Origin of the sequence: Candidatus Agathobaculum pullicola (genome assembly GCF_052117205.1) — a bacterium.
Lineage (GTDB): Bacteria > Bacillota > Clostridia > Oscillospirales > Butyricicoccaceae > Agathobaculum > Agathobaculum pullicola.
In genome coordinates this window covers 1-13,595 of sequence record NZ_JBQKJP010000030.1, presented here as the reverse complement: position 1 = coordinate 13,595, position 13,595 = coordinate 1, and the positions used below count along the sequence as shown (strand labels likewise).

General features: G+C 54.9%; 17 protein-coding genes. 16 read left to right on the top strand and 1 reads right to left on the bottom strand.

From position 1 onward, the window contains the following. Positions 1 to 12 precede the first annotated feature (12 nt). The 16 genes from ACTQ3V_RS10615 (at position 13) to ACTQ3V_RS10540 (ending at position 11,975) form a co-directional block, all read left to right on the top strand. Positions 13 to 456 (top strand): hypothetical protein, encoded by a 444-nt coding sequence (locus ACTQ3V_RS10615; protein ID WP_441467484.1) that lies wholly within the window; start codon positions 13 to 15, stop codon positions 454 to 456. Beyond that, the gene (locus ACTQ3V_RS10610) at positions 453 to 1,133 is read left to right on the top strand and encodes a hypothetical protein (RefSeq protein ID WP_441467483.1); all 681 of its coding nucleotides are present in this window, start codon (positions 453 to 455) and stop codon (positions 1,131 to 1,133) included. Before ACTQ3V_RS10615 ends, ACTQ3V_RS10610 begins: the two co-directional genes overlap by 4 nt. Positions 1,134 to 1,147: 14 nt before the next feature. Next, positions 1,148 to 2,347 carry an antirestriction protein ArdA gene (locus ACTQ3V_RS10605; RefSeq protein ID WP_441467482.1) on the top strand — a complete coding sequence of 400 codons (1,200 nt, stop codon included), beginning with the start codon at positions 1,148 to 1,150 and terminating at the stop codon, positions 2,345 to 2,347. Then, positions 2,344 to 3,465 carry a DUF6329 domain-containing protein gene (locus ACTQ3V_RS10600; RefSeq protein ID WP_441467481.1) on the top strand — a complete coding sequence of 374 codons (1,122 nt, stop codon included), beginning with the start codon at positions 2,344 to 2,346 and terminating at the stop codon, positions 3,463 to 3,465. Before ACTQ3V_RS10605 ends, ACTQ3V_RS10600 begins: the two co-directional genes overlap by 4 nt. Then, positions 3,465 to 4,202, top strand: coding sequence for a hypothetical protein (locus tag ACTQ3V_RS10595; protein WP_441467480.1), 738 nt, complete (start codon positions 3,465 to 3,467; stop codon positions 4,200 to 4,202). The genes ACTQ3V_RS10600 and ACTQ3V_RS10595 overlap by 1 nt, the downstream gene beginning before the upstream one ends. Before the next feature lie 76 nt (positions 4,203 to 4,278). Further along, positions 4,279 to 5,181, top strand: a complete 903-nt coding sequence (locus ACTQ3V_RS10590; RefSeq protein WP_441467479.1) for a DUF4240 domain-containing protein — start codon at positions 4,279 to 4,281, stop codon at positions 5,179 to 5,181. 382 nt (positions 5,182 to 5,563) lie between these two features. Continuing rightward, entirely contained in the window at positions 5,564 to 6,466 is a 903-nt protein-coding gene (locus tag ACTQ3V_RS10585) for a hypothetical protein (protein WP_441467478.1), read from the top strand. Further along, positions 6,466 to 7,503: a hypothetical protein gene (locus ACTQ3V_RS10580; RefSeq protein WP_441467477.1), complete on the top strand. Its 1,038-nt coding sequence runs from the start codon at positions 6,466 to 6,468 to the stop codon at positions 7,501 to 7,503. Before ACTQ3V_RS10585 ends, ACTQ3V_RS10580 begins: the two co-directional genes overlap by 1 nt. A gap of 156 nt (positions 7,504 to 7,659) precedes the next feature. Continuing rightward, positions 7,660 to 7,998, top strand: a complete 339-nt coding sequence (locus tag ACTQ3V_RS10575; protein WP_441467476.1) for a hypothetical protein — start codon at positions 7,660 to 7,662, stop codon at positions 7,996 to 7,998. Further along, positions 7,995 to 8,978: a DNA adenine methylase gene (locus ACTQ3V_RS10570; RefSeq protein WP_441467475.1), complete on the top strand. Its 984-nt coding sequence runs from the start codon at positions 7,995 to 7,997 to the stop codon at positions 8,976 to 8,978. Before ACTQ3V_RS10575 ends, ACTQ3V_RS10570 begins: the two co-directional genes overlap by 4 nt. A gap of 2 nt (positions 8,979 to 8,980) precedes the next feature. Continuing rightward, positions 8,981 to 9,481: a hypothetical protein gene (locus ACTQ3V_RS10565; protein ID WP_441467474.1), complete on the top strand. Its 501-nt coding sequence runs from the start codon at positions 8,981 to 8,983 to the stop codon at positions 9,479 to 9,481. Continuing rightward, complete coding sequence (locus tag ACTQ3V_RS10560) at positions 9,474 to 10,202, top strand: DUF3849 domain-containing protein (protein ID WP_441467473.1); 729 nt, start codon at positions 9,474 to 9,476, stop codon at positions 10,200 to 10,202. Before ACTQ3V_RS10565 ends, ACTQ3V_RS10560 begins: the two co-directional genes overlap by 8 nt. 20 nt (positions 10,203 to 10,222) lie before the next feature. Further along, entirely contained in the window at positions 10,223 to 10,582 is a 360-nt protein-coding gene (locus ACTQ3V_RS10555; RefSeq protein WP_308526809.1) for a SpoVG family protein, read from the top strand. Positions 10,583 to 10,613: 31 nt separating this feature from the next. Beyond that, positions 10,614 to 11,171, top strand: coding sequence for a YodL domain-containing protein (locus ACTQ3V_RS10550; RefSeq protein WP_441467472.1), 558 nt, complete (start codon positions 10,614 to 10,616; stop codon positions 11,169 to 11,171). A 136-nt stretch (positions 11,172 to 11,307) separates the two neighbouring features. Beyond that, on the top strand, positions 11,308 to 11,562 hold the full coding sequence (locus tag ACTQ3V_RS10545; protein ID WP_087238906.1) for a DUF6133 family protein: 255 nt from the start codon (positions 11,308 to 11,310) through the stop codon (positions 11,560 to 11,562). Next, on the top strand, positions 11,562 to 11,975 hold the full coding sequence (locus tag ACTQ3V_RS10540) for a prepilin peptidase (RefSeq protein ID WP_441467471.1): 414 nt from the start codon (positions 11,562 to 11,564) through the stop codon (positions 11,973 to 11,975). The genes ACTQ3V_RS10545 and ACTQ3V_RS10540 overlap by 1 nt, the downstream gene beginning before the upstream one ends. Positions 11,976 to 12,052: 77 nt before the next feature. On the opposite strand, the gene ACTQ3V_RS10535 is transcribed toward ACTQ3V_RS10540, so the two are convergent. Then, positions 12,053 to 13,595, bottom strand: a 1,543-nt coding sequence (locus ACTQ3V_RS10535) for a recombinase family protein (RefSeq protein ID WP_441467470.1), incomplete at its 5' end; no start/stop codon positions are given.

The following is a 13,595-nucleotide window of genomic DNA, read 5'->3' as shown; positions in this document are numbered from 1 at the left end:
GAGGATTGAAGATTGGATCAAAAGAACGAACAAAAAGCGCCGCTGCGCATCAAAAACCTGGCTGAGTTGAAACGCTGTATCCGCCCCGGGACAGAGTTGGTGGCAACCAGCCATAGTAAGCACCCTGCCCTGGTCGGGCTTGTACGGGTGGTGACTGAGGTTCAGACCAACGCTTACTATTCCGTGGTCAAGGATCAGCCGACTCATCAGTATTCGACCTGTAATTACGGGAAGGGATTCCGCTCTGATTTCGAAAAGGCATCCAACTATTTATTTGAGGGCACGACCATCAAGGTTCTTGACCGCAGAAGCGGTGATAACAGCGTGCTGTACGAAATGGAGCTTTATCCGGGCGATTGCCTTATGCCCGGCCAGAAAAGCGATACGGAGGAGAATGAGGGAATCAGGGAAGACGATTGCGAAATCAAGCAGAAAGGGATGGGCATGACCTTATGACACGCTACTTCATGCGGGATACACCGCTGTGCCAGATGGAACAGCAGATGATGACCCCGCCCTATTTCAAGCCCAGAGGCCATGGCCGATACTATCCCGGTTTTCAATATAGCAGAGATGACATGGAGTGCCCATACTGCATGAACTTCAGACGCAATCATCCCTGCCCTTTGGAGCAGTGCGTCTGTCTGGATGAACGGATCGTGGCTGGTGCGATTGACCTCAACGAGTTTGTCAGGGATTGCTTCTTCCCTGAAGCTGGAGCGCAGCTTCAGGCCCGGTTAGAGAGAAGTTTCAATGGCTGCTCCATTGAATTTTTCCTGAGCGATAGTCATCGTGAGCGCTGGCAGCACTGGCGTGAGCGCTGTTTTCGAATGCCGAACCGTAACCTGGCCGCACTGTTTCTTCTCACGGCGTATGGGGACATCTGGCGCAGGATGATCTGGAAGTTTGATGCCAGTGGGTTTGACTTCCAATCTGTCCAGCTCGCCGGCATCCAACCGGAGCTGTACAGTGTTTATCAGGCGGCCAAAGCCATCTCCACCGGCAGCCGCAATATCACTCTTGCCGATCTCACATCCCCCGAATTGGTCACAGATGAGGCGTTCCACCTGATTGTCTGCGCTCTGCTTCTGGCTAAGTACGGAGATGCGATTTTGAATTTTGAAGGAAAGTAAGGTGATGCAATGTGATGATGGAAGCAGTTCTGAGCAACGCCGACCACCCGGAATACGGTGTTGCGACGATCCCTCTTCCCATTCCCAGAAATCAGTACGACCACTGCGTTTCGCTGTTGGAGGCACTGGAGATCGGCGGTGCCTCTGAAGCCGACTGCCGCTTGGACTCGCTCGACAGTGCCTGGCCTGTGCTGAATCGGCTGGTATGCACCAAGGTCAACCTTGATGAGTTGGACTATCTGGCAAAGCGGCTGGACAGCTTTACTGTGGGCGAGTTTTCGCAATTTCAGGCAATGGCTGAAAAGCTGAATCTCGCCAGCATGAAGGATCTCATCAACCTGACCTTTTGTTGTCAGCAGGCAACAGTGATTACGGACTTCACAAATTTAAAGGAGATTGGCCGTGACCACTACATGAACATCCACGGCGGCTGCGCAAGCATGGAAGAATTGGAGCAGTTGGACGGAGAGGAAACCGCCATTCTGCTGATTGAGGACAATGAGGGAACCGTCACCCGCTATGGCGTGGTCTATGACAACGGCATGCAGCTTTCACAGCTCTATGATGGAAAACACCTGCCCTGCTACCACTATGAGGCCGATATGACTGCTGTCGGGATATCCTCCCGGTGGGAGCCGGAGAACAGCAGGAATGTGACCTGGATCTATCTCCCTGCATCAAAAGGACAAATTGAGCGCGCCATGCAGCGTTCCGGCATTGCTGACCCAAAGGATATGCGCCTCTTTATAGCTGACAGTTCATTTCCAGAGGAAGTGGATGTAGCACTGGACTTCCAGTGCGATAACATCCACGAACTCAATGAGCTGGCGCTGGCTGTGGAGAAGTTTTCGATTCATGACCGCAAGAAGTTGGGAGCGGCAGTAAGCATGGCCAAGCCGGAAAACGCCAGCCAGATCCGCCGTCTGGCGGAAAACATGGATCTGTTTGAATTCGCCCCCGGCGCTCATACCCCCGAGGAATATGGGAAATACATGATTCAGAGATCCGGCCATTTTGAGTATGACCCCAATCTGGACGAGTTTTATGACTACGAGCGGTATGGCCTGCAGCACATGGACTATCAGTCGGGCGTGTTTACCGACCGAGGCTACATCGCCTATGTTGGCACAGTAGATCTGGAGGAACTGATGGCAGAAGATCCGATGGATCAGTGCCAGCGGGAACAGGGGGTTCAGATGGGAGGAATGACATGATCCAACTTTTCATGAAACGAAGTGGGAGTCCTGTCATTGTCCCGCTCAATTTGCCCGCATCTCATGACGCTATGACAGAAGCGGCCAGCCAGCTTGATGAGGCCAGCAGAGCAGGAAAAACAGAGATCGTCGAAATCAAAAGCGTGATCGCCAATCTGCCGTCGTACCTCAGCGGACTCGACCCTGATTCCAGAACGCAGCTTGCACAGCTGAATCAGCTTTCGAGCATCATTGCCAAAATGGACTCCCGCGAACGGAACATCTATGCCGGCGCCTTGGATGGCAACAGCATCAATGATCTGAACGATATGATTCGTGTGGCGGAACAGGTGTCGGACTATATCCTCATTCCCAATGTCAATTCAGATGTGACGCTTGGCCGTTATGTCGCTGTTGCCGGTCAGATTCAGGGCGATCCCAGATTCCCCGAAGCAGCCTGGCCCTACCTGGACTTCGCAAAAATCGGCGCAGAATACTATGCCGAGCATGGCGGTGTCTATACCTATGCCGGCTATGTGCTCCGCAAGCAGGATGATGAGCTTGTCAGAGAGAAAAAATCGAAGATCCAGCTTGACCTCTCCTCTTCCCAAGCGCAAGTGAGTATCTGCCTTCCGGCAACGAAGGAAGAATTGGAGCGAGTAAAAAGAACACTGGGAATCGATTGTTTTGTAGAGGCAGCAGTAACCAAGGTGTCGTTTTCCGTTCCCTATATGGACGAGCACATTCCCACCACGGGAGTATGCGTGGAAGATGCAAACGAATTGGCTTGGGCCATCGAGGGGATGCAGCTTGAAGACGGCGAGCTGATGAAATACCTGTCGGTTCTTTCTGTGGAGCGGCCGGAAACCATGCAGGATGCTCTTCGATATGCCATGAATCTGGACGACTATGAGCGTATCACGGAGGACACCTACGAATACGGGCAAGCAGTCCTTCGGCGCATCGGTGCTGATGACGAGCTGATTGATACCATCGACGGGTATATGGATTTCGAGAAGCTGGGTGAGGACACTATGGCGGAGGAAGGAGTCCGGCGAACCGAGTTTGGCCTGATCCGCCGATGCAGCAGCCCCTTCGCTGAGGAAACCCAGGCGATGGAGATGGGAGGCCTTTCCTGATGCCCCGTGAAACCGATCTGCTCCGCGTAAAGCTGGTGGCGCACACCCTCCTCGATGTGCAGATCCAGGAAACGGCCCTCTCCCCGGTGATCGTCAGCCACCCCTTCACAAACTCCGGGATCTCCGCGCTTCGGAATGAGGATGGGAGCCTCTCCATGGTCGACCTGATCAACAATTCGGATGACTGCACAAGGTGGCGCAGAAAGGTTGGGGAGCAGATAGACAACGCCGAAAATGTCCATCAGATTTTCGTACTGCTCAACCCGCCCTATTATCTGACTTTTATCAAATTTGCCGCCTCCGCTCTCTCGGAGAAGGATCTGGGACAGATCTTATCCACCGCCTGGACACAGGAGGAATGCCCCAATCAGGACTGCAATGTGAGCAAACGAGAACTGGTGGCCTTGTTCCAATCCGTCCCTCCGGAGTCCCTGATGGACGAGGAGGAGCGCGCCGCACACCAGGCGCTGGAGGATACGGTGACGGTCTATCGGGGCGTTACCCCCTACAACGCCAAAAATATCAGGGCGCTGTCCTGGACACTGGACCGGAAAACGGCGGACTGGTTTGCCCACCGCTTCGGTGAGGAGGGAACGGTGTATGAAGCGCAGATTCGGAAGGAACACATCCTGGCTCTGTTCACAGGCAGGAATGAAAGCGAGGTCATCGTAGACCCGCAGCACTTGGAACAGATCATGGAGTCCCCGGAGCCGGAATTTGAAATGCGCATGACCTGAGCCATCCGGTAATCGAGGAAAGACGAAAACCATGCTTCATTTTGTTGATCATTCGTACTATAGAGAAGGAGAAGCAATGAAAAAAGAGCAATTCTGGCAAATCATTGATGAGACAAACCGATCCATGCAGGATCATGATCAAGAAACCTACTTCTGCAGGATCGTAGAGGCCCTTCTCCACCGCGAGAGAGAAGATATTCTGGACTGGCAGGAAATTTTGAATGAGTATGGCCGGGCCGCCTACCGGAGCGACCTCTGGGACAAAAGCCTCGAGCTTGGCATCCACAGCGAGGAAGAAGGATTCTCAAGTTTTCGGCTCTGGCTTGTATCACGCGGAAAAGATGTGTATTTGAATGTCCTGCGGAATCCTCAAACCTTAGAAGCACTGGTTCAGACCTGTGAGGAGCCGCACTTCGAAAAATTAGACTATGCCGCATACTATGCGTTTGAGGCAAATCTGCTCCACACGGGTTCCACGCAGCAAGAAGATCTGTTCTCAGCGATGAAATATCATTCTCTTGCCAAAGAAACTCTGCGGGATATCCAAGCGGACATTCCACCCGTTCCCATGGAGTCCCCAGTGTCTGGACAAGTATTGTCAACGCGGGACATGGAGATCCTGCTGAATTCCAAGCGGTTGGTATATGGCTATGTATACGAAAACAGCGGGAATTCCAAATATCTGATTGAAGGGGCACCGGAAAATCTCGCCAATTTTTTGGGGAGCCATCCCAGTGCGAAACAAATCGTACTGACGGACCTTTTAGACCGGTTCATATTAGATACATTCGGGTTCTTTATTAATCGGTGTCCAGACCAAAGACTGCTGTATGAGGTTACAGAGGCGCTCATTCCCATCCAATCTGGGGATACGGAGGCCAAACCGGCACTTTGTGCGACCACAGCTGAAATAGAGGCGTACTACGAAATGCAGGATCAAAAGGGTCTTGAAATAAATTTCTCCGGTTTTGAGGGATAGACTTTTCACGAAAGTTGTGGTATTGCTTGTGTTCATAAAATGTAGGAGGTGAACCTTGTGAAACGCCAAACTCAGATCAAAACAGAACATCTCTTTGCGTTGCGGCCCGCTTCCCGTGAGGAGGCGGGCCTTTTCTATTCCCAATTGGACGAGGCCGAGGATACAGTGCTGGGCACGGTAGGCCATGTGCGGATGGATTTCGGATCTTCCGGAAAAGGATTCTACCACACCTGGTGGCCTCACAACGACGACCAGTTCAACACTGGGGAATTCAAGGGTGAGCTTCAGGAAGTCGTGGATATGCTTCGGGCTGATGGGCCGCTCAAGGATCTGGCTTCGATGAGAAGCTACTGCTATCGGAACGGCGGCGGAATTACGCAGGATGGCCGGTGCTTCGGCTATATCGTGGAAACCGAGCATTGCCACCATGATCGACCTGGCCTACAGCACAGACTGCTGCCATGTGATCAACGCCACATCGGACGAGCAGCTCGGCAGGTTCTATGCGGAGAACGATTTCATCCCTGCCCTGGAAAAAGTTCCGGATTCCATCTTTGAGTATCTTGACTTTGAGATGCTCGGAAGAAAAGCCAGATTTGAAGAAGGTGGCGTTTTCGCAAGCGGCGGGTATGTCACGCAGCACACCGAGCTGAAGCAGGTATATGACAGCCTGGCCTTGATTCCCGAAGCGCCGGAATATGGCATCCGCCTGACGGTCGGCAGGTATCCCTTCCACTCCGATGAGCAACCGGACAACATGATGTACCTGGATCTGCCCGCCACGCAGGAGCGGCTGGACGCCGTACTGGAGGCTTGCGGAGGCGCCTCTTGGTCGGAAATGGTTTTTCAGGTGGAGGACAGCGCGATGCCTGCGCTTCTGGAAAACATGGACTGCGACAATATCCATGGACTGAACGAGTTGGCTAAATGCTTCAAGGAGCTGAGCACACAAGGAGAACTTTCCAAATTCAAGGCAGTTATCCTTGCGGCGGATTGTCACGATATTGCTGCCGCTGTTCAGATTGCAGAAAATCTGGATGACTATCTGCTCGAGCCTGATCAGCGAAACCCCGAGGAGGTGGCCACAGAGGAGCTTCGCTTCATTGTGGATGAGCATTCCCGCTCCATTCTGCAGAAGCACATCGTCCTCTACAACTATGGTCAGGATGTCATGGCGGCACACAACGCTCTGCTGACCCCCTACGGGCTGGTTCAGCGCAGAGATGGCGAACCGATCCACAGCGAAGAAACGCAGGCAGAGAATGCCGGAATGGAGATGATGTGATGACGAGCCCGCAAGCCAGACAGCTCCTTGACCTGTTGGACGGCTTTGAAATGACCAAATCCCAGCACGACTGGCTGGAACGGCGGTTTGAAAACATGACGGTAAAAGAAAACCTCCTGTTCCGTGGGGCGATGCAGATCGAGCGCCCGCAGATGGCCTGCGATGTGATGCTGATTGCCAATCAGCTGGATCACTACGATCTGTTCTACGGCGCCGGGGACGATGTCCAACTGGGCAAGTTTATCATGGAGCAGATTCAACGCCCCTCCGATCAAGCGCGGGAGTTTCTTGACCCGGAGAAAGTGGGCGCAGCATACCGCCAGAAGGGCGGGAACACTTTCTGTGATGGACATTTCATCAAGGTCACCTCTCTGATTGATCCGTTTCTGGACGGCGACCCTTCGATGAACCCCGACAAAGGTGACTACGGCATCCGAGTTAAGCTGGCCAGCCGAACCAACATGGGCGGCGTGTGGGTGGGCTTCCCGGACGCTGGCGAATACATGGACCCTGCACATCCGGATGAACTTCTCCTGGCGCTGGATGCACTGGAGGTCGAATCCGTGACCGAGTGCATTGCTGTGGATGTGGACTGCTGCCTCCCGCAGCTGGAGGACATCCTCTCCCAGTATGGCTCCGCGTCGGAACTTGTCCACCATGCCATCGACTTTGGTTACATCTGGGGCGAGCAGGGACAGGGAGAACCCAAATGGCTGGATAAGTGGCAGGCAGTCATGGAGCTGGAGGACTGCCACCGCCTGGATTACGCCTTAGATCTGGCGCAGAACCTCCACTGCTATCACTTCATGCCCCGTGACATGGATCTTGCCGATTACGGAAAAGAGCTGGCAAAACGGGATGGCATCTATCCCCAGGACGAACTGCTCGCCTCCTGCTTTGACGCTGAGGGCTATGCCAATCAGAGAATGAAGCGCATGGGCCTGTCCGCCGCCGAACATGGGTTTGTATCCTGGAACGGCACAGAGCCGGTCTATGAGTACAGTCAGCCGGAGATGGAGCCGACCATGTCCATGTGAGAAGCCCTCACACAGACCAGGCTTTGCCCCAACGGAGGTGATGATATAAAAAGAGTCAAATAGCCTGAAAGCTACAGGGGCCGTTACCCGAAAGGGACGAACGGCCCCTTCTTTTTTTGCGCTCTTTCCGGGTAACTGTCCCGGAAAGGAGTCTTCATGACGACGGACACCCCTATCGCCAAACACCTGAAGGAGTATCACTGCGGTGAGCTGAGAGTCGTCCCAAGCCGTGAGCTGGAGGCCGCTTTTCAGATCCGCGGACCCGAACTACGACGGTTGATCAACAGCCTGCGCGGGGACGGCATCCCCATTTGCAGCTCTGATGCCGGCTATTATTACGCCGGCACCGAGGAGGAGCTGCGGAGGACGATCCGGCAGCTCCGAAGCAGGATCAAGAAGATCGCCCATGCGGAGCGCGGCCTCACAAAAGCGTTGGAACAATTCACCGACAGCGGGCAGATATCCCTCCCTCTGGAGGGAGGTGATACCGCTTGAAAAGTTTCATCCCCTGGGTGGGAGGCAAAAGCAAGCTGCTCTGGCTGATTCATAAGCTGTCCCCCTCGCGCTATTCCCGGTTTATCGATGTGTTCGGCGGCAGCGGGACAGTAACACTGAGCCGCCCGATCCAGCAGGGATGCATGGAGGTTTATAACGATTTCAACGGCGACCTGACCAATCTGTTCTGCTGTGTCAAAAACAGAACCATGGCGCTCCTGCTGGAGCTTGGCTTTCTGCCGCTGAACACCCGTGATGACTTCAATGTGCTGTATAAGTTTTTCTCACATGAGGAATTCACCGATGACTATCTGGACGAGGAGATGGAGCTAACCCAGCGATATCTGGAACCGCCGGATGCCAAAACCATCCGAAGGATGATGCTGGAACGATCGCCTCGCGGAGATGTGCGGCGGGCCGCTGACTATTTCAAGCTTATCCGGTACAGCTTCAGCGGCGGCGCAAAGTCCTTCGCCGGAAAATCCTGCGACATCCGCCGCTTTTTCCATCTGGTCTGGGAGTGCTCACGCAGACTGGCGGAGGTGGTCATCGAGAACAAGGACTGCGTCGACCTCATCCGCCAATATGACCGGGAAGACGCATTCTTCTACTGTGACCCGCCTTACTACGATGCGGAGGACTGCTATGCGGTGGGCTTTCCCAAGGAAGGCCACCAGCGCCTCCACGATGCGCTTCTGGAGTGCCAGGGGTTTGTGATGGTTTCCTACAACTACTGCCCCTTCATCGTAGATCTGTACAAGGAGTTTTACATCTTCTACACCACACGCCCCAACAGTATGTCCCAGAAAGCCGGAAGCGAATACGAGGAGATCGTCATCACCAACTACGATCCCCGTCTCTATAACTCCGCAAGGCATTGGCAGCTCAGCATTTTCAATCTGTCAGCCGCGGAGGAAGACGACGGGCGCTACACGCTGATCCACGAACCGAAAACAAAATCTGATAAAACGGAGGAATGAAGATGACCTTTATCAAGTACACCAACGACGGCAAGGCTGTCATTCAGCCTGCGGCCCTCACCCTGAGTGGTCTGGAGCAGGAGGAAACGCTGGAGATGCATACCCTGGAAAACGCCATTGTCCTGCTCAAGCAGGAGATGGAGCCGGTGGAGAAAGCCGCCGCTATGATGGCGCTGATTCGTCTGGTCAACAGCCTGTGGGCGGATATGATGGCCGGATGGGAGAACCAGGAGGGCGATGCGGACCCGTGCGATGGCTGCTCTGGCTGTGGCGAGGATATGCTGCCTATCCCTGCTGAGGCCTTTGCGGATGCCGGCATCCTGCACGACAACCTCCGTGTGGTCAGCGTGGATGGCGCTGTTCTGGTGGTATCCGATGACCGCAAGACCAAGTGGGCGGCCGAGCTGGATAAGAGCCTGGAACAGCTCGGCATCGACAGGGCCGGTTTCGAAAAGCTGGTCAAGGCAGTCATGGAGCTGGATGAGGACGAGGACGATGACTAAGGATCACGCCTACCTCTACCTCAGTTCCATCTCCGAGGCCAAACGGCAAAACGAGGTGGCTCTCTGGCGGGCAAGCCACTTGGAGAACATCGCCTGTAAGCAGGCCATCGAGGAGGCCATCCGCAGGGGTTTTGACGGGATGCACCTGAGTCACGACTGCGCCAGGGGCGTCATCGAAGACTTTGGCTTCAAGCGTGTGGGATGGGTGCTGGCCGCCACCATTCAGTTGAAGCCGGAGGATGGACGCTTCAGCCGCCGGAACAAGGAATGGGCCGCCGCGACCTTCATCCCCCGCAGCGACCGCAACTATGAGTTCATGGTGGAAAGTCACGCCGGTGTTCTGGACATTTTCGTAAATGAGTTTCGGGAGGCCCAGGATGCGCTTGGGATGTTTACGCGCTCCCACTGTGACGATATGACCGGGCAGGAGCTGGAGGGCAAGGTGCTGGTCATGAGTCCATTCACGCTGAAGGAGTCCTATTGGGCGCCGGAGAATCAGCTCTGGCTGGCGACCGGCGGCTTCGGCTGCGCCCCCAACGCCGCGGGCAGAGCGGTATACGCCACCTGCCTCGGCGACGGAGAGCAGACCCGGTGGAACCGCAGCGACTTCATCGGCATTCTCCGGGAGGAGCATCTGCCCGACTGGGCCAGAGAGAGCCTGAAGCAGATCCGGCAGGAAGATCCCGCCGAATCTCCCGATATGACCACCCCAACCATGTGAGTGAAAGGAGCTTGATTACCATGGCGACAGCCAAGAAGAAACAGCAGGAAGCCACAACGCCCCAGGTAGAGGCACGGATCGACCGCCTGATGGACGGAGATTTCAAGACCAAAGCCTTTGCCAGCGCCACCATCGGCGGGGCCTTTGCCGTCCACGGCATCCGGGTCATCGAGTCCGACAAGGGCCGTTTCATCTCCATGCCTCAGGACTCCTACAAGAAAAACGGTGAGACCAAGTACAACGACACCTTCCATGCCATCACCGCCGAAGCCCGGAACGCTCTGGTGGACGCCGTCAATGACGCCTACGAGCAGAAGCTTCAGGAGCAGCAGGAGCAGAAAAGCGACGCTCCCGACCAGGCCATGAGCCAGCAGATGTGAGCCGCTCGCCCTGAAGGGAGGTGATGTGATTTTGGTCCGCTTCACAATAGACAATCGAAACCGCCTGATCTTCTATGGCAACACGGTGGGCTATGTGAAGGATGACGCCGCTGTCGTAGACGAGATGTTCCAGACGGATGAGCTGTCCCGCTACCTGGCCCGGTTGAATCTGACGCCTCAGTGGAAGGAAGGCGTATTTGACCGCCTTGCATCCGGAGAAATGCCTGACGAGGAACTGGGGCAGCCGCAAAAAGGCTGCCGCATCTGGCAGCTCCGGAAAGGCGTGGATGTCACCATGCGCTTTATCGGATATGAGGATCTGATCCAGAGGTTCGGAGAACCGGACGCAGAGAATTATACGCAGGTCTTTGACGGCGATCTGGGTACCAATGATCTGGAGCAGATCTACGCCATCTGCCGGGACAGCCCACCTCCCGGATATCAGGGCTACCGGATGGCTCTGTCCGATGTGGTGGAGCTGTACGATGATTCCGGCAGCGAGTTCTTCTACTGCGACCGCGTGGGATTCCGTCCCATCCAGTTCGACCAGCGTCAGGAGCAGAACGAATGCCACGAAATGACTATGTAGTCTGGGAGGATATAAGCCGCCCGGATTTTCCTTTGCCCAGCCGAGGCCGGGGGCCTCCCCCCAAGCACGACCCATGATTACTTTCCAGTCACCAAACTACCAAAAATCATTTTTACTTACAGGAGGAATGTACCTTATGAAGAAGCTGTTCAAGAATATCGCCAAGTCCGCCAAGTCCGCCGCCATCAACTGCCAGACCTCCATCGCCGCCTTCCACCGCCGCGCCGTCTGCGGCAACGCCGGCGAGGGCTATATCGATACCGCCGTCAAGGTACTGATTGCCGTCGTCCTGGGCGCCCTGGTGCTGGCCGGTCTGTACGCTGTGCTGAACGACACCGTCATGCCCACTGTAACGGAGCGTATTCAGGAGATGTTCGACTACGCCGGCTGATGCACTGGGCGCAGGCGCTGGTCTTCTGCGGCTGCCTGATGGGCGCTTCGATCTATGATGTCCGACACCGCCTGGTGGATGACCGGGTCTGTGTGGCGCTCGTGCTGGCGGGGCTGATCACCATCAGCCCCGCCTCCTTTTTGGGGGCGCTTGCGGGAGGGCTGCCCTTCTATCTGGGGGCGGGCTTTGGGAAAAACGGGGCCGGGGATACGGTGCTTGCGGCGTCAGCGGGGTTTGTGCTGGGCCTTTCCCGCACTCTCGCGGGGCTTACGCTGTTCGCCTTTTGCTACGCCCTGTTTGTGCTGGGAAAAAGTCTTGTTCTGAAGCTCTCCCACCGCCCCACCCGGTTCACCTGCCCACTGGTCCCGTTCATTGCCGCAGGATTCATTCCCGCATATTTTGCTTATGTGTGATAAAGAAGCAATAGAAGTGCAAAAAATTTTGCCGTTCCTATCCGACACTTGGCCATTGTGTCGGATAGGTCGGGCGGTTATTCGGGCAAGTCAATCTTGCCGACAAAGCTGTAATAAATCTCAATGTCCTGCCTGCGGGTGCCGTTCTCATCATAGCTGCACTCATGCACCACAATTTTCTCGATCATTTCCCGCAAGAGAGTGGGGGTCAGTTCTTCAAAGGCAAGGTGCTTGCGGACAATGCCCATAAATTTCTCGGCGTTGACGGTAGCTGCCTGTGACTTGTCCAGTTCGGCTTGCAGGGCGGCGGCTCTCTTTTTCAGCTCCGCTTGCTCGGCTTCGTAGTCAGCCGACAGTTCCATGAAACGCTCATCGCTGATTTTGCCGTTTACATTGTCCTCATACAGCCGCTTGATAATGCGGCTGATTTCAGAAATGCGTTCCTGCGCCTGTTCAAGCTGCTTGATGGCTGCGGCGGTCTTTCGCTTGCCGCCGATCTCGTTCTGCTGGACAAGTAGTTTCACAAACCGGCTCTCATGCTTGGCTGCGTATTCGGTCACTTGCCGGAGATTTGCCAGGACACCAGCGGTCAACAGATCGGTGCGGATAAAGTGCGCCGTACAGTTGCGGGTGCGCTTCTTGTAGCTGCCGCAGATGTAGCAGTCCTGTTTGCGGTCTTTGTTCTGATACCGCTGCTGATACAGCACATGGCCGCAGTCGGCGCAGAACAAAATCCCGGAGAACAGCCCCACTTCATCGTAGCGGTTCGGGCGTTTGCGCTGTTTGCGTAACTCCTGCACCCGTTCCCATGTTTCCTTGTCGATGATCGGCTCATGGTGGTTCTCGAAAATGGCCTGCTTCTCGACGGGGTTCTCTATGCTGTGCTTGACCTTATAAGAAGGCTTTTCCGTTTTGAAGTTCACCAGACATCCGGTGTACTCTCGGTTTTCGAGGATATGAACGACGGTGTTGGTCGCCCATTTGCACTCATAGCCTGGGTGATAACGGCGGGTGCTGCCTGTCCGCTGATATTCCAGCGTCCCCGGCGTGGGGATTTGCTGCTCCGTCAGCATACGGGCAATCTTGGTCGGGCCGTTCCCGGCAAGGCAAAGCTGGTAAATCTGCTGCACCACCGGGGCGGCTTCCTCGTCTATAATAAAATTCTCGTCCTCGTCCATCACATAGCCGTAAACCGGCTTGCTGGTAACAGGCTTGCCGCTCATGCCTTTTGACTTTTTCACTGCCTTGATTTTCTTGCTCGTATCTCTCACCAGCCATTCATTGAACAGATTTCGCAGCGGGGTAAAATCGTTGTCCATGCCCTCGCTGGCACTGTCCACATTATCGTTGACAGCGATAAAACGCACACCCTTTTGAGGGAACAGCATTTCCGTGTAAAACCCTACCTGCAAGTAGTTTCGCCCTAACCGGCTCATGTCCTTGACGATGACCGTACCCACTTTCCCGGCTTCAATGTCCGCAAGCATGGCTTGAAATCCGGGCCGCTGGAAGTTCGCGCCGGAAAAACCGTCGTCGGTGTACCAGCGCAGATTGGTAAAGCCGTTCTGTTTTGCGTAGGTTTCGAGTATCCTTTTTTGGTTCGATATGGAATTACTCTCG

Excerpts from the sequence above, each read along its gene's own strand:
- ACTQ3V_RS10595 (WP_441467480.1), top strand. The coding sequence starts at position 3,465 with ATGCCCCGTGAAACCGATCTGCTCCGCGTAAAGCTGGTGGCGCACACC.
- ACTQ3V_RS10585 (WP_441467478.1), top strand. The coding sequence starts at position 5,564 with ATGGCCGGTGCTTCGGCTATATCGTGGAAACCGAGCATTGCCACCATG.
- ACTQ3V_RS10540 (WP_441467471.1), top strand. The coding sequence starts at position 11,562 with ATGCACTGGGCGCAGGCGCTGGTCTTCTGCGGCTGCCTGATGGGCGCT.
- ACTQ3V_RS10555 (WP_308526809.1), top strand. The coding sequence starts at position 10,223 with ATGGCGACAGCCAAGAAGAAACAGCAGGAAGCCACAACGCCCCAGGTA.
- ACTQ3V_RS10575 (WP_441467476.1), top strand. The coding sequence starts at position 7,660 with ATGACGACGGACACCCCTATCGCCAAACACCTGAAGGAGTATCACTGC.
- ACTQ3V_RS10605 (WP_441467482.1), top strand. The coding sequence starts at position 1,148 with ATGATGGAAGCAGTTCTGAGCAACGCCGACCACCCGGAATACGGTGTT.
- ACTQ3V_RS10565 (WP_441467474.1), top strand. The coding sequence starts at position 8,981 with ATGACCTTTATCAAGTACACCAACGACGGCAAGGCTGTCATTCAGCCT.
- ACTQ3V_RS10560 (WP_441467473.1), top strand. The coding sequence starts at position 9,474 with ATGACTAAGGATCACGCCTACCTCTACCTCAGTTCCATCTCCGAGGCC.
- ACTQ3V_RS10610 (WP_441467483.1), top strand. The coding sequence starts at position 453 with ATGACACGCTACTTCATGCGGGATACACCGCTGTGCCAGATGGAACAG.
- ACTQ3V_RS10590 (WP_441467479.1), top strand. The coding sequence starts at position 4,279 with ATGAAAAAAGAGCAATTCTGGCAAATCATTGATGAGACAAACCGATCC.
- ACTQ3V_RS10580 (WP_441467477.1), top strand. The coding sequence starts at position 6,466 with ATGACGAGCCCGCAAGCCAGACAGCTCCTTGACCTGTTGGACGGCTTT.
- ACTQ3V_RS10545 (WP_087238906.1), top strand. The coding sequence starts at position 11,308 with ATGAAGAAGCTGTTCAAGAATATCGCCAAGTCCGCCAAGTCCGCCGCC.
- ACTQ3V_RS10600 (WP_441467481.1), top strand. The coding sequence starts at position 2,344 with ATGATCCAACTTTTCATGAAACGAAGTGGGAGTCCTGTCATTGTCCCG.